Source organism: Gimesia chilikensis (genome assembly GCF_007744075.1).
Classification (GTDB): domain Bacteria; phylum Planctomycetota; class Planctomycetia; order Planctomycetales; family Planctomycetaceae; genus Gimesia; species Gimesia chilikensis_A.
In genome coordinates, this window is sequence record NZ_CP036266.1 from 2,768,206 (window position 1) to 2,792,892 (window position 24,687).

Annotated in this window: 18 protein-coding genes; 15 read left to right on the forward strand and 3 right to left on the reverse strand. The window is 52.4% G+C overall.

What is annotated here, in order from left to right:
* Nucleotides 1–29: 29 nt before the first annotated feature.
* Nucleotides 30–1,301, reverse strand: coding sequence for a CCA tRNA nucleotidyltransferase (locus HG66A1_RS10410; protein WP_145183067.1), 1,272 nt, complete (start codon nucleotides 1,299–1,301; stop codon nucleotides 30–32).
* 291 nt (nucleotides 1,302–1,592) lie between these two features.
* Here HG66A1_RS10410 and HG66A1_RS10415 point away from each other — a divergent pair, with 291 nt between their 5' ends.
* From HG66A1_RS10415 to hemA, 8 genes are all read left to right on the forward strand, one after another.
* Nucleotides 1,593–1,964 carry a hypothetical protein gene (locus tag HG66A1_RS10415; protein WP_232106796.1) on the forward strand — a complete coding sequence of 124 codons (372 nt, stop codon included), beginning with the start codon at nucleotides 1,593–1,595 and terminating at the stop codon, nucleotides 1,962–1,964.
* 283 nt (nucleotides 1,965–2,247) lie between these two features.
* A complete protein-coding gene (locus tag HG66A1_RS10420; protein ID WP_145183070.1) occupies nucleotides 2,248–2,916 on the forward strand; it encodes a TetR/AcrR family transcriptional regulator in 669 nt (222 codons plus the stop codon).
* Between the two features lie 125 nt (nucleotides 2,917–3,041).
* Nucleotides 3,042–4,490, forward strand: coding sequence for an efflux RND transporter periplasmic adaptor subunit (locus tag HG66A1_RS10425; protein WP_145183073.1), 1,449 nt, complete (start codon nucleotides 3,042–3,044; stop codon nucleotides 4,488–4,490).
* Nucleotides 4,487–7,720, forward strand: coding sequence for an efflux RND transporter permease subunit (locus HG66A1_RS10430; protein WP_145183076.1), 3,234 nt, complete (start codon nucleotides 4,487–4,489; stop codon nucleotides 7,718–7,720). Before HG66A1_RS10425 ends, HG66A1_RS10430 begins: the two co-directional genes overlap by 4 nt.
* A 132-nt stretch (nucleotides 7,721–7,852) precedes the next feature.
* Complete coding sequence (gene panD / locus HG66A1_RS10435; RefSeq protein ID WP_145039340.1) at nucleotides 7,853–8,236, forward strand: aspartate 1-decarboxylase; 384 nt, start codon at nucleotides 7,853–7,855, stop codon at nucleotides 8,234–8,236.
* A gap of 315 nt (nucleotides 8,237–8,551) precedes the next feature.
* Nucleotides 8,552–9,592: a sigma-54 interaction domain-containing protein gene (locus HG66A1_RS10440; RefSeq protein WP_145039343.1), complete on the forward strand. Its 1,041-nt coding sequence runs from the start codon at nucleotides 8,552–8,554 to the stop codon at nucleotides 9,590–9,592.
* Nucleotides 9,593–9,705: 113 nt separating this feature from the next.
* Nucleotides 9,706–10,614: a cytochrome c biogenesis protein CcsA gene (gene ccsA, locus HG66A1_RS10445; protein WP_145183079.1), complete on the forward strand. Its 909-nt coding sequence runs from the start codon at nucleotides 9,706–9,708 to the stop codon at nucleotides 10,612–10,614.
* On the forward strand, nucleotides 10,611–11,891 hold the full coding sequence (gene hemA, locus HG66A1_RS10450; protein ID WP_145183082.1) for a glutamyl-tRNA reductase: 1,281 nt from the start codon (nucleotides 10,611–10,613) through the stop codon (nucleotides 11,889–11,891). The genes ccsA and hemA overlap by 4 nt, the downstream gene beginning before the upstream one ends.
* Here hemA and HG66A1_RS10455 read toward each other — a convergent pair.
* A complete protein-coding gene (locus HG66A1_RS10455) occupies nucleotides 11,871–12,371 on the reverse strand; it encodes a hypothetical protein (RefSeq protein WP_145183085.1) in 501 nt (166 codons plus the stop codon). The genes hemA and HG66A1_RS10455 overlap by 21 nt on opposite strands.
* 358 nt (nucleotides 12,372–12,729) lie before the next feature.
* Between HG66A1_RS10455 and HG66A1_RS10460 the strand changes: the two genes are divergently transcribed.
* Complete coding sequence (locus HG66A1_RS10460; protein WP_145183088.1) at nucleotides 12,730–15,789, forward strand: PVC-type heme-binding CxxCH protein; 3,060 nt, start codon at nucleotides 12,730–12,732, stop codon at nucleotides 15,787–15,789.
* Nucleotides 15,790–15,800: 11 nt separating this feature from the next.
* Here HG66A1_RS10460 and queA read toward each other — a convergent pair whose 3' ends face one another.
* Nucleotides 15,801–16,856 (reverse strand): tRNA preQ1(34) S-adenosylmethionine ribosyltransferase-isomerase QueA, encoded by a 1,056-nt coding sequence (gene queA, locus HG66A1_RS10465; protein WP_145183091.1) that lies wholly within the window; start codon nucleotides 16,854–16,856, stop codon nucleotides 15,801–15,803.
* A gap of 230 nt (nucleotides 16,857–17,086) precedes the next feature.
* On the opposite strand from queA, the gene HG66A1_RS10470 reads away from it, so the two are divergent.
* From HG66A1_RS10470 to HG66A1_RS10495, 6 genes are all read left to right on the forward strand, one after another.
* A complete protein-coding gene (locus HG66A1_RS10470) occupies nucleotides 17,087–18,208 on the forward strand; it encodes a glycosyltransferase (protein ID WP_145183095.1) in 1,122 nt (373 codons plus the stop codon).
* A 202-nt stretch (nucleotides 18,209–18,410) separates the two neighbouring features.
* A complete protein-coding gene (locus HG66A1_RS10475) occupies nucleotides 18,411–18,866 on the forward strand; it encodes a division/cell wall cluster transcriptional repressor MraZ (RefSeq protein ID WP_145039363.1) in 456 nt (151 codons plus the stop codon).
* 611 nt (nucleotides 18,867–19,477) lie between these two features.
* Entirely contained in the window at nucleotides 19,478–20,398 is a 921-nt protein-coding gene (rsmH, locus tag HG66A1_RS10480; protein WP_145183098.1) for a 16S rRNA (cytosine(1402)-N(4))-methyltransferase RsmH, read from the forward strand.
* A gap of 88 nt (nucleotides 20,399–20,486) precedes the next feature.
* On the forward strand, nucleotides 20,487–22,400 hold the full coding sequence (locus HG66A1_RS10485) for a LysM peptidoglycan-binding domain-containing protein (RefSeq protein ID WP_145183101.1): 1,914 nt from the start codon (nucleotides 20,487–20,489) through the stop codon (nucleotides 22,398–22,400).
* A 98-nt stretch (nucleotides 22,401–22,498) separates the two neighbouring features.
* Complete coding sequence (locus tag HG66A1_RS10490) at nucleotides 22,499–22,819, forward strand: hypothetical protein (protein WP_145183104.1); 321 nt, start codon at nucleotides 22,499–22,501, stop codon at nucleotides 22,817–22,819.
* 38 nt (nucleotides 22,820–22,857) lie between these two features.
* A complete protein-coding gene (locus tag HG66A1_RS10495) occupies nucleotides 22,858–24,642 on the forward strand; it encodes a peptidoglycan D,D-transpeptidase FtsI family protein (protein WP_145183107.1) in 1,785 nt (594 codons plus the stop codon).
* Nucleotides 24,643–24,687 lie beyond the last annotated feature (45 nt).

A 24,687-nucleotide genomic window follows, 5' to 3' on the forward strand; every position in this document is an offset into this window, starting at 1 on the left:
GAGAAAGCCTTTTCAGGGGGTGAGAATGATTATTTCTGATTGATCAACTGATTCAGCAGGGCAAGTGCTTCCGCCTGGTCCTGGATGCGCTCTTCCAACTGGGCATCCTGAATTTGAATTAAGAGTTCTTTGAACTGCGGGCCCGATTTGATGCCGGAAGCAATCAGATCATTGCCCGTAAGCAGTGGCGGGGGATTCAAGACCTCAATGGGGGTATGATCACGATACTCTCGGCAAAATTCAAGGTCTGCCAGCGACTGATTCCGGGAACGCAGGTCTGCTTCGGCCAGTTCCAGCAGGTAAGGGAAGTTCGGATGTGCCAGCAGGCGTTTCAGCCGGGAGAGGGGGAATGCAGAGGCTCCCTGCAGGCTGTCTCTGTGTTCAATCAGCCAGTGCACCAGATTGAGTTCATGGTTGGAAAAGCGGAGCTGTTTACAGATCTCGTAGACGGTATCCAGCCGTTGCTGATCATCGGTGGCAGGCAGGTCGAGCAGCAGGGAGGCGAACGCTGGTTCAAAATGCGTTGACTGCAGGAATTCCAGCCGTTTGAGGGTCTGTTGCCAGAGTGGCTGGTTTGGCTCAGATTCCCACAGAGGAGCCAGTTCCGGGATCACAGGTTTGAGCAGACCGGCAGTGCAGGCCAGTTCCATCGCATATTCACGATTCGGGTGAACCAGCATTTTTCGCATTTCTTCTGCGATGCGCTCCGGGCTGACAACAGTGATTTCCTGAGCCATGGTCTGGATCGCATGAAATGTGGTTTCATCCAGTCGAAAACGCAGAGTGGCAGTGAAGCGGATCGCACGTAGCAGACGCAGTTTATCTTCCTGCATCCGTTCCAGAGGGTTTCCGATGGCGCGAATGAAATGCTGCTGCAGATCCGTTTTTCCGCCGACATAGTCGAAGATGGAATCGTTGATCGGATCATAGAACATGCCGTTGATTGTGAAGTCGCGGCGCTGGGCGTCTTCTTCGGCTGTGGTGAAGTGGACATGTTCCGGTCGGCGGCCATCCAGGTAAGGGCCTTCGGTGCGGAATGTCGCGACCTCAACATCGCAGTCTGGCTGGTGGCCACGAACGATGATCACACCAAAGCTGGCACCGACGGCCAGGGTTCGACGTTTTCCGAACAGATGACGCACTTCTTCAGGCAGGGCATTCGTGGCTACGTCGTAATCTTTAGGCTCTTTGCCCAGTAGCAGATCCCGCACGCAGCCCCCGGCCCAGAGAGCCTGGAAGCCGGCGTCTCTGAGTTTCTGTACGATTTCGACTGCTGCCTGATAGGGTTCTGTGTGTTTCATGAGGCTGAACGTGTCTTTGGGAATTGATCTGGGACTGTCGTCGATACGATCATAGCAAGTTCTGTTCAGATATCGACTTATGCTGGCGTTTTTTTAAGCAGGCAGTTTTAGTGATTGTAAATTCATCTGGAAAACCGTGGATTTCAGGACAGGGAAAACTGTGTTGAGGTTCAGAAACGGACTTCGCAAACAGGGGAAAATGACGTATGATGTATAGCCATTTATTTCTTGATAACTGGTAGTTCGGGTTCACTCTACAATGGAGCTCAGCATTTCCAGAACAATAACAGGATGGACGTTTTGCAAGGAACACACGGTATACGCTTTGATGGAACCCGGTTCTGGGTTCTCCACCGCAGGCGGGAATTCGGCCCCTTCGATTATGAATGGAGCAAGGATTTCTCGGGCGTGGAATTTATGTACCGTGATCAGAAATTTGGCGAATACTGCAGCTCCGAAGAGATTTTCGCTGATTTAAAACAGTTCTCGCTCCCCATGCGTGTAGTGGAAGTCTCCTGTCTGACGATCGGGATTATCCTGTATGGCATTCTGAATGGCCTCCCGGAAAGACATTGGAAAGAACTGCTGCGAGAGCGGCTCGATGAGAGCGGATTTCAGCGGTTCCGTTTTCGTGATGAAGGCCAGGAGCGTTTAACAGGCTGAAGTTGGTTCGCACCTCTTTTTCTGCGAAGATCTGCTGTTGGTTTACGAAGTAACTGTCGGCAGTCTTTCGCTTCTCTCGCTTTCAGTCTGTTTTATCTTAAGTGCTTTTTTATCATTGATTTATGGTGATTGATGGTTCCTGGGTCAGATTCCGATTGATTTTAAACACGTGTTTAATACAATTGTTTGAAACAGGTTTTTTACGGGTTCTCCCTGATAGTGCCTGTTACCTGATTGTCAAATTCACAATGCGGCGCTAAAAACGTGCAGGAGTCCGGAATTTATGTCGTCTGTTGATGTGCGAAACCGTTTGCTGGAAGCTGCGGGGCCTGTTTTTTCGGAAAAAGGCTTCGAGAAGGCGACGGTGCGCGAAATCTGTCAGAAAGCAGACGTCAACGTAGCGAGCGTGAATTACTACTTTGGCGACAAAGAACAGCTTTATCTGGAAGTCATCTGCCTGGCCAAAGAGATGGGAGTTTCTCGAGCCCCTTTGCCTGAATGGTCTCCCGAAACATCCGCCGAACAAAAATTGCGGGATTGGGTCATTACGCTGGTCAGACGAATGTTAGGAACGGGAGAACTCTCCTGGAGCAATCACCTGATTATGCGGGAGGTCCTGCGGCCGACGAAAGCCTGCGGGCATTTGATTCAGGAGCTGTTTCGTCCTTTTGTGAATATTGCTGATGGGATACTGCTGGAAATGCTGGGGGACGAAATTCCTCCCTATCGCAGGATGCAGTGTATTTTCAGCATCGCGGCTCAGTGTCAGTTTTATCGGGTCTCAGGGGGTATGGTCAGTCTGATGCTGGGGCCGGAAGAGCAGGCAGCCCACTATGATCCAGAGCATCTGATTGAGCACATTCTGCAGTTCTCCCTTGCAGCTGTTAAAAATCTGAAACAGGAATTCAGCGAACCCGTTATGGAATCTTCTTCAACACTTCACAAGATCTGAACCGGAGCAAGGCAGAATGCGACTAGATCGATAGACCACTCTCAGTTCTTCCCGGTAATCTCCCGTTGGTCGGAAGCGTCCGCAGCCAACTCTCGTAGGAATGCGATTCAGCATAGAAATCAGTCATGTCAGAAACGAAAACAAAAACATCTCAAAGCTGGTCTAAGAAGCTGAAGCATATTCTGCTGCCGATTCTGATTCTGGGGATCGGTGGTGGCAGTATGGTTGTGCTGAAAGCCATGAAGCAGGAGCCGGAACAGCAGGAAACCCTGACCGAACAGACCGCGCCCCTGGTCTCAACCGAAACGATCAAAGTTTCTGATTCCGGAGTGACTATTGCCGTCGATGGGATTGTAGTTCCCTCGCGAGAAGTGAAGCTGGCAGCGGAAGTCGCCGGCAAGGTGCTCTACACGAAAGATGGATGTAAGGTCGGTAATCTGGTGCAGAAAGCCACGCAGCAGGAAAAAGAAGCTGGCGGAGATGGAAGTCTGCTGATTCAGATCGATCCGGAAAATTACCAGTTGGAGGTGCAACGTCTGACACAGGAACTGGGGCAGGCTCAGAACGCCATCGATGAACTGGAAGTTGAAATCGATAATGCAAAGGCAATGATCGATCTGGCACACGAAGAAGTCCTGCTGCAGAAAAGTCAGTTAAGCCGGGTCGAAAAACTGCGGACGAGGAATGTCGTCTCTGATACGGAATACGAAGAAGCCAAGCGGGGTGAACTGGCGGCACGGAACGCGCTGCAGAAACTGACCAACGAAGCAGACCTGCTGCGGTCACGTCGACAACGGATGATGCATGCCCGCGATCTGGTCAAAGTACAGCTTTCCCGTGCACAGCTGGATTTGAAGCGTACGAAAATCTATTCCCCCATCAATGGTGTCATCGTGGAAGATACGGTGGAAAAAGATGGGTATGTGAAGGTCGGTGATCCCCTGGTAATGATCGAAGACACATCTTCGGTTGAAGTGCGTACCAATCTGCGGATGGAAGAACTCTATCAACTCTGGCAGCATGCGGCACGATCTGCTCAAAAGGGCAAACCTGTGCCCGTTGCCGGAAATGGCGGGCGACATGATCTGGGATACCAGCTTCCCCAGTTGCCGGTCAAAGTGAACTACGAAATTGGTGGTAGAAAATTTATCTGGGACGGCAAGCTTTCCCGCTACGATGGGATCGGACTGGATGAGAAAACTCGTACGGTTCCTTGTCGGATTGTCGTGTCTGATCCGCGGCCGACCGAAATTCTGGTCAATGGAAAACCGACGACTCAGGTTGTGGGCGCACCGCCGCTGGCGCGAGGTATGTACGTCTCGGTGGAAATTCCTCTGGAGGGTAATGTATCTCTGCTCGAAATACCGGAAACGGCGATTCGACCAGGTAACATGGTCTGGATTGTCCAGGAAGGCAAGCTGCACGAAGAAAAGATTCGCGTGGTTGATACCAGCGGCAGGCAGTTGCTGGTGGAACTGGGGGCCTCAGGGCTCAAGCCCGGCGATCGTGTGGTGACCTCGCCCTTAAGTGTGGCCAATGAGGGAATGCCTGTCCGTGAAGGAGAGTTGAAATGAAGTCGGTCATTAAATGGGCCATCAACAACTCTCCGGCGATGAACACGTTGATGGTCACTGTGCTGGGCGTAGGCCTGGTGTCGCTGATGTTCATGCGACGCGAAGTCTTTCCGGAGTTTGAACTGGAGATCATTCTGGTTTCGGTGCCTTACCCCGGAGCAAGCCCCGATGAAGTCGAGGAGGGAATCTGCCAGAAGATGGAAGAATCCGTCCGCGCGATTGACGGAATTAAAAAGATCACCTCCATCGCCAGTGAAGGTATGGGCTCGCTGGTACTTGAACTCCGCGCCGATGTACCTGACGTGCAGAAGATTTTAAACGAGGTCCGCTCCGAAATTGACCGCATCCCCAGTTTTCCCGAACTGGCAGAGGATCCGGATATTCAGCAGATTACCTTTCGTCAGGTGGCGATTGAAGTTGCCGTCATTGGGCCCGGGAACGAAGATGAGAACAGCGAACTGGAACTCCGCACGGTTTCCGAGAAGATTCGCGATGAACTGTTGCAACTGAAGTCGGTCTCGCAGGCCAACATTGCCGGAGCCCGAGATTATCAGATCGACATTGAGATACCGGAAGCGACCCTGCGAAAGTACGGCCTCACTCTGCAGGATGTGGCCCGAACTGTAAGGCGGGAAAACCTGGAACTGCCGGGCGGTAAAATGAATACCAACTCTCAGGTGTTGTTGCTGCGGGGGAAGAACAAGCATCTGATCGGGAGTGAAATTGAAAAAATTCCACTGGTAACCGAAGCGGGCGGGGTCGTGCTGACAGTCGATGACCTGGGGGAAGTACATGATGAATTTGCTGATACGACCATGATCAGCGAAATCAACGGTAAGCCAGCCATGTCGATCGCCGTCGAACGCACATCACAGGAAGACCTGCTGGCGATTGTGGAAGAAGTGCGGCAGTACGTCAAAGATGTCCAACTGCCTCCCGGATATTCGCTCAAGCTCTGGAAAGATCAGTCCATCGATGTGCGCGACCGTATGGAGTTGTTGAGTTCGAACGGGCTGCAGGGGCTGATATTGGTGTTTATCACTCTGGCCATCTTTCTGGAATCGAGGTTAGCATTCTGGGTAGCGTTGGGGATTCCAATTTCAATGTTCGGTGCCTGTATCGTATTGTATTACACGGGGCAGACTCTGAACATGCTTTCGATGTTCGCCTTCCTGATGGCACTGGGGATCATCGTGGATGACGCGATTGTTGTCGGTGAAAATATCTATGAGCATCGGCAGATGGGGAAATCGTTCGTCGTTGCCGCCGTCGATGGTGCCTCCGAGGTGCTGCCCTCTGTCTGCGCTTCTGTAACGACAACGGTTATCGCATTTGCTCCTTTGTTGTTTGTCTCCGGTATCATGGGCAAGTTTATCGCGGTGATGCCGATTGCTGTAATCGCGATGCTGCTCATTTCGCTGTTGGAAAGTACATTTATTCTGCCCTGTCACCTCGCGCACGGAAATCCCTCGAAATCCGGTGCGCAGAATGGAGAATCGGAGGGATTTGTCGGGCGGAAACTGAATGCGTTCATCGAAAAATGTTACACACCCGTATTAAAGGCTTCGCTGAATTATCCCTCTTCTACGCTGGCGGTTGCAGCGGCATTAATGCTGCTCTCTGCAGGTTTGATCATGGGCGGATTTGCCCCCTTCAATCTGTTTCCTAAAACCGATTATCGGATGATTGAAGCCACAGTAGAATTTCCTGATGGTACTCCCAAATCAATAACGGATGCCGCGACGCGTAAGATTCGCCAGGACTTTCTCGATCTGGATCAGGAGTACCAGCAGAAACATGGGCAGTCACTGATTAAGCTGACACGAAGAAACGTCGGCTTTGGTACCCGGGAAGAATCCGGAGCGCAACTGGGGGGGACAGTTGAAGGCAGTCATATCGGCAAGGTCAGCATCGAAATCGTGGAGGCGGGCGAGCGGACAATCGGAAGTGAAGCGCTGCTTGAGCTCTGGCGGGAACGCGTTGGTGAAGTGCCCGGCGTCGATCGAATGACTTTCAAATCGCCTACAATGGGACCGGGGGGCAAGCCGATTGAGTTTAAGCTGCTCTCTGATGGTTCGCATTTAAGTGAACTGGAAGCTGCGGTCGAAGCATGCAAGCGAGAGTTGGAAACCTATCCCGGCGTTAAGGACGTTAATGACGATTCGAGTCCAGGAAAGTGGGAATTCCAGATCAAAATCAAAGATAAAGCCCGCGCCATGGGCGTGCCTCTGGCGGATGTCGCTGAAACAGTTCGCGCAACGTACTACGGCGAAGAAGTCATGCGGCTGCAGCGTGGTCGTCATGAGGTCAAGCTGATGGTCCGCTACCCGGAAGAGGAGCGACGTTCGCTGATGAGCTTTGATGATATTCGAATCCGGACCGGCGACGGAAGCGAACGTCCTTTAACGGAACTGGCGGATGTTACTGTCAAACGTGGGTATTCCGAAATCAACCGAATCGATCAGCAGCGATCGATTACGGTCTATTCCGACCTCAATGAGAAAGAGGGAAATGCCCGTGAAATCGTGCAGGCCCTGAAGAAACCGGGAGGCTTTATCGATGAGCTGGCTGCCAAATACCCGAACGTGCGAGTTCGCTGGGAAGGACAGCAGGAACAGACCAACGAATCGGTGAACAGTCTGATTGTCGGTCTGATGATCGCACTGGCATCAATGTTCGCGTTGCTGACGGTTGAGTTCCGTTCGTATGTGCAACCCCTGATCATTCTTGGGATCATTCCTTTCGGGATTATTGGTGCAGTGTTTGGACATGCGATCCTGGGGATGGAACTGACCCTGTTTTCGCTGTTCGGTCTGGTGGCGTTGACCGGAGTGGTTGTGAATGATTCGATCGTATTGATCGACTTTATCAATCATCGTGTCGCTGATGGACTGCCTCTCAAGGATGCGTTGATCGATGCGGGGCGTCGTCGTTTTCGTCCGGTGTTATTGACTTCGATGACTACCATTGTGGGGCTGGCTCCCATTTTGAAAGAGACGTCTTTCCAGGCTCAGATTATTATTCCGATGGCGGCCAGTCTGATTTTTGGTCTGATGCTTGCCACGGTGCTCGTGTTATTCCTGGTTCCCACCTATTATTACCTGTATGCCCGCCTGATGGGGGCACAGCCGAATGAGCCCTGGTGGGACAAAATGGATGGAAAGCACGAGGAAGCAGCCTATAATGAAAGTGAAGGGCAGCACTCAGAGGCAGCTCCCGTTCAGGCTTGATTCTGTTTGTGAACAGGGTTACAGGCTCTTGCTTGTTGTGATGGCGTCTGGTTAGTATACGCCGTCCATTTTTAAGACAGGCCTCCAGTCAGAGTTGAAAAGAAGACGATATCTTCTTTCAGGTTGAGAAGAATGAAGCGCGTACTACTCAAATCAAAAATCCACCGAGCAACGGTGACCGAAGCGAATCTGGCCTACAATGGCAGTGTGACCATCGATCAGGAATTGATGGAAGCAGCCGACATTGTGGAGTACGAACAGGTACAGATCTACAACATTACTTCGGGGACCCGGTTGACCACCTACGCGATTGTAGGAGAGCCCGGTTCGGGAGTGATCTGCATCAACGGCGCTGCCGCACACCTGGTAAATCCCCAGGATCTGGTGATTATCGCCAGTTACGCGGAATATAAAGAGAAAGAAGCCCGCGGCCATCAACCCAAGGTCGTGCTGGTTGATGAAAATAACACTCCGATTCCCGCCAGTCAGCCGGTAGCCACCAGCTCAGAATCATGATTAGCCAGATTATTAAGCCGCGTGCTTAATAAATGTGCATGTCTGTGGCGGCCATTCGCAGTCGAATTGTATTGCGTGCAGAATTTCAAAAAAAATCGGTCTGCCACTTCCTTCCTCTTCAGTCATAGCGTATCATATTGATGCGTTCGCCATCTTTTTGAGCATGCTGGTGCAATGTTTTCATGCTGTGAATTCAGGGCTGGCACCACTTTCGGAAAAAATAATTCACCGAAATGCTTATGACTAAACTGCTTATGAACTTGTTTCGGCATCGAACAACCTTGCTGTGACTGATTAGGATTTTCCGATAAACGAATGGAAGACGATCGCCCTATTTTAGAAGATATGGTGGGGTACAGCCCTGCGATGCGTAACGTCTATCGTCTAACGCGTCGAGCAGCTGCTACTTCATCGACGGTCTTACTGACTGGAGAAACCGGCACCGGTAAAGAGCTGATTGCCCGTGGTATCCACGAACTCAGTCCGCGCGCTACGGGTCCTTTTATCCGTGTGAACTGCGGTGCTCTGAGTGAAAGCCTGCTGGAAAGTGAACTGTTTGGCCACATCAAAGGGGCATTCACCAGCGCTGTTGAGAATCGTACAGGACGTTTCGAAGCGGCCCACGGAGGAACTATCTTCCTGGACGAGATTAACTCCGTCAGTTTTACGCTACAGGTGAAGCTGCTGCGTGTTCTACAGGAGCATGAATTTGAACGTGTCGGTGACACGCGATCGATCTCTGTCGACTGTCGCATTGTCGCGGCTACCAACCGTAATCTGCTGGATGAAATCGAAGCAGGGCGGTTCCGGGAAGACCTGTATTATCGATTGAACGTGATTCCCATCGATTTGCCTCCACTGCGCGAACGTTCTGAGGATATTCCAGATCTGGTGCACTTTTTTGCGAAGCAGTTCTCTGCAGAAGAAAAGATTCCTCTGCCGAATTTCTCGAGCGAGGTGTTGAACACATTCAAGAACTACAGCTGGCCGGGCAACGTTCGCGAACTGCAGAACTATGTTGAACGTCTGATCGTACTCTCTGGTGAAGATGGTCCTTCGCTGGATTTACTGCCGGGGCATGTGACCGGTCGTTCCGCTCCACGTGCTGTCTCTGCCCGCGCACAGGATCCAGAGACGATCTGTCGTGATCTGGTTTCCATGGAGTTGCAGCGGGTGGGGGAGGATTCCACCGATGTGCATACTCAGGTTGTATCGCTCGTGGAAAAAGAAGTGATTTTGCAGGTTTTAAGGTCCTGCCAGGGTGTCCAGACCAAGACGGCCACCCGGCTGGGGATCAATCGCAATACGCTGCATAAAAAAATCTCGGAGTACGAATTAGAATCTGAAGCAAGATGACTTGCCCTTCACCAGCTGAACAGCCCTATAATAGGGTGCCGTTCTGATTCTCATCAGAAACGCCGCAGTCCCACCACTATTCAGCCCCTTCTGTTCGTGATAAAGTCGTCAGCATGTTGTCAAATGTGACTGTTTTCTGTTTCATGGCCAGTTACCTGGTAGCCTTCTGCTTAGAGTTGGCCCGGTTTCTGCGCAAGAAGAACGGATGGCTGCGACCGCTGATCATTCTGTTTTCCCTGGCGGGACTGGTGGCGCAGACTGCCTATCTATTCAATCGCTCCCATGAAACACAACTGCCGCCCCTGTTAGGCTCGACGCACGACTGGCTGGTGGTTTTCTCCTGGCTGCTGGTGGCAATCTATCTGTTTATTAACCTGATCGATGAGGAACTCTCGATCGGGCTGTTTCTGTTTCCGCTGGTTCTCGCGCTGGTTGTGGCTTCCTATTTTGTCGATCACGTGACGAATCCACTCGTGCAGCCCGCGACCCGATCCTGGGCAATGCTGCATGCTACACTGCTGGTCCTGGGAGGCGTGGGAATTGTACTCTCGTTTGTGCTCAGCGCGATGTATCTGATTCAGCACCGACGGTTGAAGCAGAAACAGAATTTTTCCGATGGATTTCATCTGCCCAGTCTGGCTAAGCTCTCGCGGTTGAATCGCTGGGCTTTGATGATCGCGGCTCCCATGCTGACGGTTGGCATGGGCATCGGAATTGGACTGGGTGTCTATGTTCGCAAGGGAGCTCAGGCCATTTCGTTTGTTGACCCGGTCATCATTGTCTATGAGATTGTCTGGGCGGCGATGCTGTTGAGTGTGATCTTTATTCTGCGAACGAAACAACCCAATCAGAAACATATTGCTCAGTTGACGATCTGGACCGGTGGGCTGTTGCTGCTGACCGTGATCGGCATTCAGATTCTGACCAATATCCGTCTGTTGAACGTGGATTCCTGGCACTCCGGAGCGGAGCAGCCGCGGATAGAATCGCAGGAGACGACTGCAGAGAGGGCCGCCTTGTGAATCTGCAGGTCGTATATTGTAACCACCAGACAGCAGGACTGGATGTGCGAGAGAAGCTGGCGTTCTCCTCAAAAGAACAGCTGGAAGAGGCATATTCCATCCTCAAAAAGTCCTATCCGGAAACGGAGATGGTGGTAATCTCGACCTGTAACCGGGTGGAGCTCTATACCGCGACGCAGGAGCCGGAGTCCGGGCCTTCCCACCAGGAACTGGCCAAATTCTTTTCGGAATTTCATCACGTTCCGGTCAGCGATTTCTTCGAAGACTTCCTGGAACGAACCGGTCCTGATGCTGTGCGACATCTGTTTCAGGTCGCTTCCAGTCTCGACAGTATGGTGCTCGGCGAACCTCAGATTGTGAACCAGGTTAAAGAAGCCTATCAGCGGGCGACCGAGAATGCCTTATGTGGACCGCTGACTCATGCCTTGTTTCAGCAGGCGATCCGGGTTTCGGCTCGGGTGCGTACGGAAACCATGCTGGCAGAGGGGCGGGTTTCGATCGCCAGTGTGGCGGTGGGGACCTTCGGGAAAAGCATTTTCGAGCGTTTTGACGACAAGACTGTTCTGATCATCGGGGCAGGCGAGATGGCCGAAGAGACTCTGACTTATCTTAAAGATGAGGGGGTCAAGAAGATTGTCGTGGTCAATCGCAGCCTGGAAAATGCCCAGAAGCTGGCGGTCAAGGTGGGAGGTGAGGCGCGTCCCTTTGATGATCTGGATGACTGTCTGGCGGAAGCGGATGTGATTGTCAGTACGACCGGGGCCTCTCAGCCGATCGTGGATGTGGAACGGTTTCAGCGGGTATTAAAAAAGTCTGGCAATAAGACATTCTTTATTCTCGACCTCGGTGCACCGCGGGATTTTACTCCTGCCGTCGGCCAGATTAACGATAATATCTTTCTGTTCGATATCGATAACCTGGAAGCGACCTGTGAAAAGAACCGGCGGGCACGTCAGAAAGAGGTTGAAAAAGCACTGACGATCATCGACGAAGAAACCGAGCGTTTCATGCACGGTGTCTATCATCGAGCGACCGGGCCGATTATCAAACAGCTCCGCGAACAGTGGCACGATGTGCGCGAGCAGGAAGTCGACAAGCTGTTCAGCAAGCTGTCCCATCTGGATGAAAAAGATCAGGAACTGATTAAACGTTCGATCGAACAGATTGTGAATAAGCTGCTGCATCCACCACTGGAAGTCCTGCGTCAGGAAGCACGCGAAGGGACGCCGCACGGCTTGCTCGACGCGCTGAAGCATCTATTCCATATTCGCGACTGATTCTTCACGAGTTGCGGGCGTCTCTCTGATTACAGGGAGATTGATCAGGATCGCAGCGATGAAAGTCAACAGGATATTAATACTGTTGATGTATTTCGAAGCCTGATGATAGTTCGTGAACTGGGCTGGCCGTGGACTGCCCGGAGGCGTAATCATGGATTCCAGCGGCTGATAGATCCAGAAGTAGTCGGCCAGGCTGATTGTCAGCGTAAGAATGACCAGTGCCAGGATCAGGTTTGCTTTCCAGCGAGGCAGCAGTTGTTTTGAGCGAATTCCCAGGCATCCCAGAAACGCTCCCACCAGCAGCACCCACTCCAGCGTATAGTAGACGGGGAAGTGCAGTGAAATCAGCTGGTCACGCACCAGTGAATCAAAGGGTTGAAAGGTAACATCCTGGACACCGTTGATCACAAAAATTACTGCGGCGCCGACCCAGGCTGAGAGGCAGAAGCGGGTTAAAATCAGACAGACAGACTGCATGGTTCAGTTCACGTTCAATCAGGAGTCAGAGATGTGTGTCAGGGGCGTGTCGTTCTATGCGGGATTCCTTTTCAGGGTAATCAATCGCGTCGCAGTCAGGAAAGCAGATTCCTCGTGGAAGCAGGAGATTTCCCGAAATACATAGCTGGAAACAGAAAATTCGGTATCGCTTCCTTTGATGATAGCCTTTGGTGCCGCCAAACGTTAATATTGTTTATAAATTCCGCAGAATCTCGAAATCGTGTCGGAAGCGAGATAGAGAATCGTCAGTCGGTCAGTTAGGATAGATTCTATCCAACCTGAATTCCTCGTTATCATTCCATCCAGATTTCTGTCTGAAATACTACGGTGATCAAACATGAAACAAGCAAAACATCTCGCGGTTTTCCCCGGTTCTCACAGACGTGCTTCGAGCACAGGCAAGAGGTTCCTTAAATGGGGACGCTGGGGATGCCTGGCTCTGCTGGCCGGTGTCTGTCTGAAATTCGCGGTGGCTGCTGAGAAGGAATCGGCAGTACCCAAGTCGCCTCTCTCACCGGAGGAGTCATTAAAACAGACGGTCGTGCATCCTGATTTTGAAATGCAGGTGGTGGCGTCCGAGCCGAACGTGGTTAACCCGGTCGCTGTTGCCTTTGATGAATCGGGTGTTCTGTGGGTGGTCGAGATGACGGACTATCCTCATGGACCTAAAGAGGGAGAAGATCCCAAAAGCCGGATTAAGCTGCTGCGGGACAAGGATCAGGACGGCTTTTACGAAACGGCTACCGTTTTTGCAGACAAGCTGTTATTTGCGACCGGGGTGCAACCCTGGAAAGGGGGGCTGATCGTCACCCTGGCCGGCAAGGTGCAGTACATGAAGGACACGGACGGCGATGACAAAGCCGACCTGGTCGAAACCTGGTTCACTGGTTTCAAAGAAGAAAACTCGCAGCTGCGTGCCAACCATCCGACATTGGGTCTGGATAATCACATTTATATTTCCAATGGTCTGCGTGGCGGATCCGTGATCGCGACCCATCCCGAGTGGACTAAAAATGCGAAGCAGGTTCCGATTAACGGTCTCGATTTCCGTTTTCATCCCTTGACCGGGAAGTACGAATCAATCTCCGGGATCGGTCAGTTCGGACTGACCTTCGACGACTACTGTAATCGGTTCGTCTGTTCCAACCGCAATCCGAACAAACACATCGTGCTGGAGAGCCGGTACCTGAAACGGAATCCTTACCTGGCTGTGAAGTCGGTCTATCATGATGTCTCTCCCGATGGAGAAGACTCCCGCGTATATGCGATCAGCCGTACCTGGACGACTTCGACATTGCACGCTGGACAGTTTACTGCTGCCTGTGGTGTGACCATTTACCGGGGAGATCTGTTCCCGAAAGCATTTTACGGCAACAGCTTCACCTGTGAGCCGACTGCCAATCTGGTGCACCGTGATGTGATGACTCCGATGGGAGCGACCTACGATTCCAAATACGGACGCGATAAAGTGGAATTCATCGCCAGCCGGGATGAGTGGTTCCGGCCCGTCAACATGTATAACGGACCGGATGGGGCACTGTATCTGTGTGACATGTATCGTGCGGTGATCGAACATCCGCAGTTTATGCCGGTCGAACTGAAAGAGCGTTCGGACCTGAATGACGGAATCGATCGCGGCCGGATCTATCGCATCGTACCTAAGAAATCCAAAATCAATAAAACTGTTTACACTGCGTTAAAAGATGCCACGCAGGCAGATCTCATCGCTGCACTGTCTTCGAAAGATTCCTGGCAGCGGGAAACCGCAGCGCGACTGATTTTTGAAGGTCAGGATGCCTCACTGCAGCCTGCTCTCGAAAAACTGGTGACGGCAGGCAAAAACGAACAGGCCCGCATTCAGGCACTCTGGTCCCTGGAAGGACTGGGAAAACTGAGTGACGCTGTTTTGATGCAGGCGTTGAAAGATCAATCACCGCGTGTGCAGGGACAGGCGGTTCGTCTGAGTGAACCGCGTCTGGCTGAAAGTCAGAACTTGAAAAAACAGGTTCTGGCTCTGGTCAACACAGCAGATCCCGCACTGCGATTCCAGCTGGCAATCAGCCTGGGAGAAGCGGGTGACAGTGGCTCGATGGTCGATGAACTGGCACAGCTGATGTTGCAGGGAGCTGATGACAGCTGGACTCGTGCCGCTGTGCTTTCTTCCGCAGCCGATCAAAGTGTGCCGATTTTCAAATCGTTCCTGAAGCAGTTAAAACAGACTGGTCAGAAAGTAACCGCTAAGTCCAGTGTGACTGACGCTGTGGGAGAAATGGCGGCAGTAATTGGTCCGCAGCTCAAGTCAGACGATATTCAGGAGACACTGTCCCTGATTGCCGGCCTGGATGCGGACTCGTATCTGCCTCTGCAGATTGCCGGCTTCGAAGGACTGGGCAACAGCCTCCGACGCCGAGGGAAATCGATCGCCGCCTATCAAACGCAGCTTTCAGAAGCGGATCAGAAAAAGCTGAATCAGTTCTACCAGAAGATCGTGGAAACGGCAGCGAATCCGAAGAGTCCGCTGGCCCAGAAACTGGAAGCGATCGGTGTGCTGCAGTTTGTTGGCTTCGATGCAGCCGGCAAAACGCTGCTGGATCTGATTCAGGGCAAGAACTCGCAGGCAGTGAAGATTGCAGCCATCGAAGCGATCAGCCCTTACGGGGAAGCACAGATCGGACCGGTTTTGATGGATGGCTTTGCCCAGCAAACTCCCGGCATGCGTCGGGCGATTCTGGATGCGATGCTGGCCAGCCAGGATCGGACGAACGTATTGCTGGATGAAATCGAAAAGGGTGAGATCAAGATTTCTGAACTGGGGCCCGCACGTTCTACTCGATTGCAACGGAACCGTGATGCTGGAATCAAGAAGCGGGCAGCCGCCTTGTTTGCTGCAGCGATTCCTGCCGACCGGAAGCAGGTTCTGGCTGACTACCAGAAGTCACTCAAGCTGAAAGCTGATCCACTGGCCGGAAAGCAGATCTTTGTGAAGAACTGCGTGACCTGTCACCGGATTGGTGAGTTGGGCGTGAATGTTGCTCCTGATATCGGCGACTCCCGGACCAAGACACCAGAGTATCTGCTGACCAACATTCTGGACCCAAACCGGGCCATCGATGCGAACTTCTTCAGTTACACGATTATCACCATCGATGGTGTGGTGCATACCGGAATCATCTCTTCTGACAGCGGCGGATCGATCACGCTGACGCAGCCAGAAGGAAAAACCATAACCGTGCTGAAGGATGAAATCGATGAAATGAAGTCCAACGGCGTTTCGCTGATGCCAGTCGGGTTGGAGAAAACCATCAACCCGCAGCAGATGGCGGATCTGATTTCGTTCATTAAAAACTGGCGTTACCTGGATGGTCAGGTACCGAAAGATATTGCCAAGCCGCAATAAGCTGGCGGCTGCTAAATAATCAACATGGCATCACCATAGCTGTAGAAGCGGTATTTCGCTTCTACAGCTTTTTCGTAGGCTTCCCGGATCAACTCGGTATCGGCAAATGCACTGACCAGCACGAGCAGTGTTGATTTCGGCAGATGGAAGTTGGTCAGCAGGCAGTCGACCGCCTGAAACTGGTAGGGAGGATAGATGAAAATATCGGTCTCACCCTGCCAGGCCTGGAGTGGCCCCTGCTGAGCCACCGATTCCAGTGTGCGGACGCTGGTCGTTCCCACAGCAACGATGCGGCCTCCCTGGTCGCGCGTCCGATTCAGTAACGCGGCGGACTCGCCTGGAAGTTCACACCACTCAGAATGCATTTTGTGTTCTTCGAGAGTTTCACAGGCAATGGGTTTGAACGTGCCGATGCCCACGTGCAGCGTGACTTTGGCAACCCCGACTCCTTTCCCGGTGCAGTTGGCTAGCAGGTCGGGAGTGAAATGCAGTCCCGCGGTGGGGGCAGCGACGGCACCAGGCTGGTTGGCATATACGGTCTGGTAGCGTTCCCAGTCTTCTTCGGTCGCCAGATCGCGTTTCATGTAAGGGGGTAGGGGCATGGTACCGAAATGTGAGAGCAGGGCGTGATGATCTTCATCAGACTGTACCTGGGCTGTCCAGTACCCCTCCTCATCTTTGGACTGCATGATCAGCGAGAGCTGTTTCTCTTCGCTGCGTGAATGTGCGGGAGTCAGTTTGATCGTCTCGCCGGGAACCAGTTTGCCTCGAGTTTTGCTCATCAGTTTCCACTCCCCCTCGGCATTGGATCCGAGGTAGAGTCCTTCCCACTTTCCTCCCGTGGCCTGGCGAACTCCAAACAACCGGGCTGAGAGCACGCGGGTATCATTCAGAACCAGGCAGTCCTGGGGATTCAGAAACTGAGGCAGATCGGAGATCATGCTGTGCTCTATGGAACGATCCTGGCGGTTGACAACCAGGAGGCGGGATTGGTCCCGCTGGCGGGTGGGCTCAGTGGCAATCAGTTCCGGGGGCAGGTGATAATCGAAGGCATCTAAACGGGGCATCGGTATTGTTTCGTTGGGCTGTGATCGAGGGAATTCAGGTTCGGCTGACGCAGAATGACCGCGAAAACGACTGAAAATGGCGGATTTTAACGAACGTTTGATATTAGTCTGGTCAGAACAAACACAATTTTTCAATCTGAGCTTGCTGCGACTGACCCTGAGGGAACAATAGAAACAGAGCCTGCCCGCCTGTCCTCAGGCGAAGTCGGTATTCTGCCAGGAGATGACAGTTGTCTGACAGCCATGCACCTTATCCGATTGCATTTTGCATTACCGGTCTGCAGCCCGGAGGGGCGGAACGTGCGCTGGTACAGATTGTCACGCGGCTCAATCGAGAACGCTGGGCTCCTGTTGTTTACTCGCTGACCGGTACCGGTCCACTGGTCGAGCCGCTGCAGCAGGCGGGGATCCCAACAGAAATTTTACAGGTGCGTTCAGCACGAGACGTCCGCATTATCTGGCACCTGGCGCAAAAGTTCAAAGCACAAAAACCGGTTTTGTTGCAAACATTTCTATTTCACGCCAATCTCGCGGGGCGGCTGGCTGCCCGCCTGTCACATGTACCACATGTGGTTTCTGGAATTCGTGTCTCTGAAAAGCGGCGGAACGGGCATCTGTTACTGGATCGGCTCACAAATCGGTTGGTGGAGCTGAATATCTGTGTCAGTCAGTCCGTGGCTGACTTTTCGATTCAAACTGGTCATTTATCGCCCACTAAAATCACAGTTGTTCCCAACGGAGTGGAATTTCAGCGGTTTGCGGAAGCGAAGCCTGCAGATCTCACATGCTGGAACATACCGACAGATGCCAAGGTGGTTCTCTCAGTTGGTCGGCTCGATCCTCAGAAAGCACCCCATGATCTGCTTTCGGCATTTCTGAAATTTGCCAGCCAGGCACCTGAGTTTCATCTTCTGTTTGTAGGAGATGGTCCCCTGAGGGGTGAACTTGAGCAGAGAGTCTCTGAATCTGGATATTCCAGTCAGGTTCACTTCGCTGGATGGCAGCCCCAGATTCCGGAGCTGATGCGGGCGGCAGACTGCCTGGTGCTCTCTTCTCTGTGGGAGGGGATGCCTAACGTGGTGCTCGAGTCGATGGCTGCTGGATTGCCCGTCATATCGACCAGGGTTGATGGGATTTTTGAACTGATTCAACCGGGAGAGCAGGGGACACTGGTGGAAATCGGATCCATTGATCAGCTTCACCAGGCACTGGTCGATTTCAGGACCTCTCCTACCCAGTTTGTCAAGATGGCTGAGAATGCGCAAACTCTTGTAGAACAGGAGTTTACTTGGGAGTCAATTGCCCGGAAATATGACCAGATTTATTCCCAGATCCTGTCTCTGACTGACTGATTTTCTACCGGTTATTCACACCAGAATCACCCCCCCTCAACAAAATTTAAAAATCATCAAAGTCGCAATTCCAATCCAGATAAGTATCTAGGACGAATCCGATTCCAGGAATCGGATTTACGCATTTAATCATGCTTGACGATTTCTTTCTGGGTGGTAAATTCAGCACTCTGTGGTGAGAAGTGGTGACGGGTGGGGACCAATGGCGTTAACGGGAACTTTCAATAAGATTCTGGATGGAAAGCGTCGACTGGCAATCCCCAAACGGCTCAAGGAAGAGCTTATCACCGAAGACTTCACCCAGATTTATATCGCACCTGGTACTGCATCGTCTTTGTTGCTTTTCTCAGAGAAAGGATTTGAACAGCAGGCACAACGATTGAAAGAATATTCCAGGAATGGCCCGGAGGCAGCCCAGTATCTGCGGTTGTATTATGCACGGGCGGAGAAGGTGGAAGTCGACTCTCAGGGGCGCATCTGTATCCCCGAACGACTCGCTGAACTGGCCAGCCTGGAAGTGAAACAGGAAGTGGTTCTGATTGGAGTTCAGGACCACGCTGAGATCTGGAATACCGAGCGTTGGAACACCTATCTGAACGACCATGGTCCTCATTTCGATGAGATGGCTGCGCAAGCATTTGGTCAAATGCCCTGGTAATCCATTTCACGTGACAATTCATTGATGTTCATCATTGCTGACTGAGTGTATCAACAAATCTAAATCTCATGTTGTTCAAGGAGGACAATCTGGAACTCTTCCGCTGGCTACCGGGCTTTGCGGATTGAAGGTGAAATGGATGTCACCTGCGTGTGCTCAGAATATTGGGTTGGGCCACCGGTCGTTCGTCTCCACATACAGGTAGAATGGATGCTGCCTGGAGCGGATGGCTTCAGGGTTCCCTCCTTGGACAGGACCCGCGAGATCAGTTTATAACGAAACCTGTTAGTTTCCGAATCGCCTGCCTGAGGCTCAATTTGTTTCAGGCAGGCGATTTACGTTACTGCCTTCGGTCCTGTTTTAAAAATCTTTAACTGATCTTGTCAGAAAATCAGAATTTTCCTAAACTTCCCGCGCTTGAGAGTCAGATAGAGTTCTTCCCTCTGGTACTCGGGCGATCGATCTCTCTAAGAGTGACACTTCTCAAGTTTCTACCCCCACCATAAAAAATCAAATCAGAATTCAGTGATCAGAATCGTGATGATTTTCTGTCTGAGAAAATGATCAGCGACTGATTGAGCTGTTTTATTTTTAGAATCGTAGCCAATTACATGTCAGGGAAATCCGGTGATCAGAAAAGGCCCGTACATATACCGGTCCTGCTCCGTGAAGTCATGGAGCAACTGGATTTGTCGCCCGGACTGGTCGTCGTAGATGGCACCGTTGGCGCAGGTGGTCACAGTCAACATATCCTGAAACAAATTGGAACAACTGGAACTTTAATCGGTCTGGATCGTGATGAGATGATGCTGGGATTTGCCAGAGAAAAATTAGGAGTGGAAACATTGCCGGACGGACAGTGTTTTCTCAGGCAGGCCAGCTATGCAGAGCTTCCCGCGGTGCTGGAAGAGCTACAGCTTCCCTCGGTCGATCGTGTTCTGCTGGACCTGGGGCTCTCTTCCGATCAACTGAGTGATGAAACGCGCGGCTTCGGTTTTGAAACACCGGGCGATCTGGATTTGCGATTTGATACACGACAGGGCATTCCTGCCTGGCAGTTACTGGAAACACTGTCTGAAGCGGAACTGGTTGAGATTATGGAAGTCTATGGCGAAGAGCGATTCAGTCAGCGGATTGCCAGCCAACTGGTTCAGCAACGGAAAACGAATCCTGTCCGGACAGCTGCGGACCTGATTGCAGCGGTACAGGCGGCAATGCCCGCCAAGGCCCTGGCGACGGCTCGCAAAAATCCGGCAACACGCGTCTTTCAGGCGCTGCGGATTGCCGCCAATCAGGAACTGGAACAACTGGAAACCATGCTGGACGCGGTCTTGCCTCAGGCGCTGAAGCCCGGAGGAAGAGCGGTCATCATCAGCTTTCATTCATTAGAAGACCGGATGGTCAAGCAGGCGTTTAAAGACCGGGATCAATGGAAAAACCTGACAGCCAAACCGATCACAGCGACGCAGGCCGAGCAGCGGGTCAATCCTCGCTGCCGCACGGCCAAGCTGCGGGTGGCGGTCAAAACATAGTTTGCGTGAGTTATTTCACAGGGTGACGGGCGGGAGACTGCCTGTCTGAAAAATAAGAACAGTTTTTATTTCGAATTGGTTCAGTGCCATGACTGAAGAAAAGAAAACAGAAGAGACAGCAGAAGAGGACTGGGGTGTCGAGAAGCCTAAGGGCGGAATCGCCATCGAGACCAAAGTAGGGCTTTGCCTGATTTGTATTCTGCTGAGTGCCTTTGGTCTGGTTGTCTATCAGAAAATCAATCGTCCCCAGGAAGCACTGGCTGTCAACAGCCCTGCCGAAGATGGTACGGGGGAGCAGGCGCCGGGTGAAGCGGATCCCTTCGCCGAGGGAAACGGAGAAAATAACGGTGCTGCAGAGGTTACAGAGCAGTCCGCTGACTTCAATACGGGCGGCGGTGATTCCGGATTTTCTACCCCCCAGGAAAATCAAAACCAGGACAATGCGTTTGGTACCCAGGAGCAGCCCGCCGGTGATCAGTTCGCCCAGAACGGCTTCGATAATTTTGATAATCAGTCAACATTCAATAATCAGAGCGAGCCTGCGCAATCAACGGAAATGGCTGCCAACCAGACAAACAATGGTTTTGAGTCGTTTGACCAGCCTGCTGCAGGCAACAATGAATTTGGTAATCCGGCACAAAATGATTTTAATGCCGGGATGCAGAATCAGGCGGAGCCAGCGACATTCGACAACGCTCAGGCAGATCCTTTTGCCGGCGGCGATCAGTTTGCGCAACAACAGAAGCAGCCTCAGGCAGCTATGCAGAATGATTTCAACTCAGGAGCAGGTTCTGAGTTTAATGCTCAGGAAACGGGTTCAGGCTCAGGGCTGATGGAACAGCCGGCTGCGAATGAATTTGCACAGGCTGAGACAGGTAACACTGCTGCAGTGCAGGTGGAAGAAGATCCCTTTGGTGCCTCCAGCGAGCCGACACAGGCCATGCCTCAGCAGGCTGAACCTGCGAGTGATAATGAGTTTGGTAACTTTGACCTCGCCGAAGATGGTGCCGGGGGGCAGATGCAGAACTCAGGCGGATTGCCGCAAAAGACGGCTAAAGTCAATATCACCGAAATCTCCAGCCAGTCGGAGCCTGATCCTTTCGGGAATGCCGGTTTTGATCAGCCGGAACCCCAGGCTTCCACCGGTCAGATGGAGAATCCAAACGAATTTGGGGCAGATGTTTCTACTGCCAATGCAGGGAACTTTGAACAGCCTCAGGTTTCCGAATTCAGTGAAACACAGGAGACTCAGGGTACTGATCGTTTCGGTGATTTTCGGGCAGAAGAATTTTCAGCCCAGCAGGCGGAGAGTGTGACTACAGTCAAACGACCGGCAGCCAGTATCGATTCGGGATCCTTCGAAGAAACAGCGATGACTCCCGAGCCGGCTGCACAGGCACGAGGGCTGTTCGATGGACCTGCACCAACTCAGAGTGTCTCGGTTCAGGAAGAGTTCGGTGCGTTGCAGGAAGAGAGCTTCAGCCAGCCGGTCGCAGCAGCGACGGGGGGAGAGTATGTCGTTCAGAATGGCGAAAACTTCTGGACGATTTCCAAGAAGCTGTACGGCAGTGGAAAGTATTTTCAGCTGCTGGCCCGGATTAACAAGAGTCGCGTCAGTGACCCCCGGACGATGCGTCCGGGATTAAAGCTGATTGCCCCGGATCGCTCTGCGATTGAAGCCCAATACCAGGCGATTCATAAAACCAGTAATCAGACTACTGTCAGCGAGTTCAGCGGCAGTAACACTGTGCGAAAGCCAGGCAAAGCATCAGGGTTTTTCATCAGTCAGGATGGGCGCCCGATGTATCGCGTGGGCAGCAATGATACACTGACAGATATTTCCCAGCGTCATCTGGGGAGATCTTCCCGCTGGTTTCAGATTTATCAGATGAACCGGCAGAGGCTGCAAAATCCGAACAAGCTTCAAATTGGTACGGAATTGCAGCTCCCGACCGATGCCAGCCGGGTCAGTCTTGTGCCCGGAAACTCTTCCAGCCGATAAGAGATAAAGCGTCTTTAGTTCGTCTTTATCACTCCAATTTCTGAACTGGCGGCGAGGCAGCAGGCCTGTGTCCGCTGGTGCGGAAGAGGCTGGAATCGATGTTATTCCGTTTCATCAGTGCCATTTTGCTGGCAGTGGCCGTCTCTCTGATCGGCATTGCGCTAGAGAAAGAGAGCCTGAAGCTGAAACGGCAGGTCAGCCGACAGCATTTTCAGCTGGAAGTGTTGATCAATTCGCATGCTAAAATGAAGCTGGCAACGCAACGCGCCAGTTCGCCGCGTAAGGTTCTAAACTCAATGGAGCGGGGAGAGCTGGAGGTCGAGTCCAGTTCAGAGCCTGCGCTGACGAATCGTCGCGAAATGCCGTTGCTACAGTGGCATCTGCAGCGAACGCCACAGCAGGCGACACGTCAGAAATAACAGATTTATCCCGGTGTAGAGGACAGGTGGGCAGTTTCTTGAAATCCGGTATCTCTCAATCTCGAATCAGCTGGCGGAGCTGGAGCCTGATCGTACTGGTGGTCCTTGCCTGGCTGGTCATTTCCGGACGGCTGGTTTATCTGCAGTACGTCGGGCATCAGCAGTTCAAAACAGTGGTTGCCCGTCAGCAGGTGTTTAAAGAAAAAATACCGGCCCGGCCCGGCGATATCCTGGATCGCAACGGACGCCTGCTGGCAACGACAATTGTCACCAACAGTCTCTACGTGGTTCCTCAGCGGCTGAAGGGGAATCAGAGTGTGATTCCAGTTTGCGAAGCTTTGGGGCTGGATCAGAGGCACTTTCTCAAGCGGCTGAAACAGAACGACGACAAACTGTTCCTGTGGGTCAAGCGGCGACTGTCGGATACGGAACTGAAGAAGATCCGTGCACTGAAGCTGGCCGATGATGCGTGGGGCTTCCGTCAGGAATATCGCAGGCAGTATCCACAGGGGGCACTGGCAGCCCATGCACTGGGATTACGTGACATCGACGGCAAAGGGCAGGGAGGGCTGGAAGAGGCCTTCGATCACATGATCTGTGGACAGGATGGCCATCGGTTCCTGGTTCGCGATGCTCATGGCCGGGTGATTGAGGTTCGCAATGATTCCCGGGTGGCGCCGCGGAATGGCGAAACGCTGGTTGTCTCACTGGATTCAATCATTCAGCTGTATACCGAACGGGAATTGCAGGGGATCGTCAAAGACTGGAAACCTAAAAGTGCCTGTGCCATCGTGATGGATGTTAAAACATGCGAAGTACTGGCACTGGCTTCTGTGCCGACCTTTGATCTGAATCATCCGGAAGAGATTAGAGAAACTGCCTGGAAAAATACCGCGATTGCTTCCATCTATGAGCCGGGCTCAACGCTCAAGCCGTTTATCGTTGCTGCCGCTCTGGAGAAAGGGCTGATCAGTAGGGATGAAGAATTCGATTGTGAATACGGCGAATACCGGATGGGCAAACGTCTGCTGCACGATCATCACAGCTATGGCATGTTGAGCGTGACAGATATTCTGGTGAAATCCAGTAATATCGGGATGGCGAAAATCGGGGAACGTTTAACGAACGTGGGGCTGTATGAAGCGGTCACGGCTTTTGGCTTTGGGCAGAAGACAGGCATTCAACTGCCCGGTGAGTTGACGGGGATTGTCAGGCCCCTGAAATCCTGGAATATCTATTCGACCGGTTCGGTGCCGATGGGGCAGGAAATCGCAGTGACACCGATTCAGCTGATCACCGCCCATGTGGCCCTGGCCAATCAGGGGAAACTGCTCAATCCCCGGCTGATTCGTGACCAGATTGACCACAACTATTTTCCCCGTTCCGAGGATGAGCCCGCTCAGGTGCGTCCGCTGGTTTCAACTCCACTCGTCTCACCTGAGGTGGCAGACTGGTTGGTCCAGGTTCCCATGCTGGAAACAGTTGAACGTGGAACGGGACGACGGGCGAAACTGGACGAATATAAGGTCTTTGGAAAAACGGGCACCGCTCAGAAACCGGATCCGAAAACGGGGGCTTACTCCTCGCAGTTGCACGTCAGTTCTTTCATTTGTGGTGCGCCGGCTCATGATCCGCGGGTACTCGTTCTGGTGGTCGTTAATGAACCATCGGTCGGAGAAAACCACTACGGCGGGACAATTGCTGGTCCCCCTGCAGCTGAGATTCTGAGAAAAACCCTCTTGTACCTCCACGAGCCGTTCGACGAATCGGGCTCACGCTTTGAGGAACGGTCTGCCAGCCGGGTTCGTAATATCCTGCGTTAAGGTTTTCCAGTACCCCCGTCTTACCTGGTTTGGTGGTGGGGCATT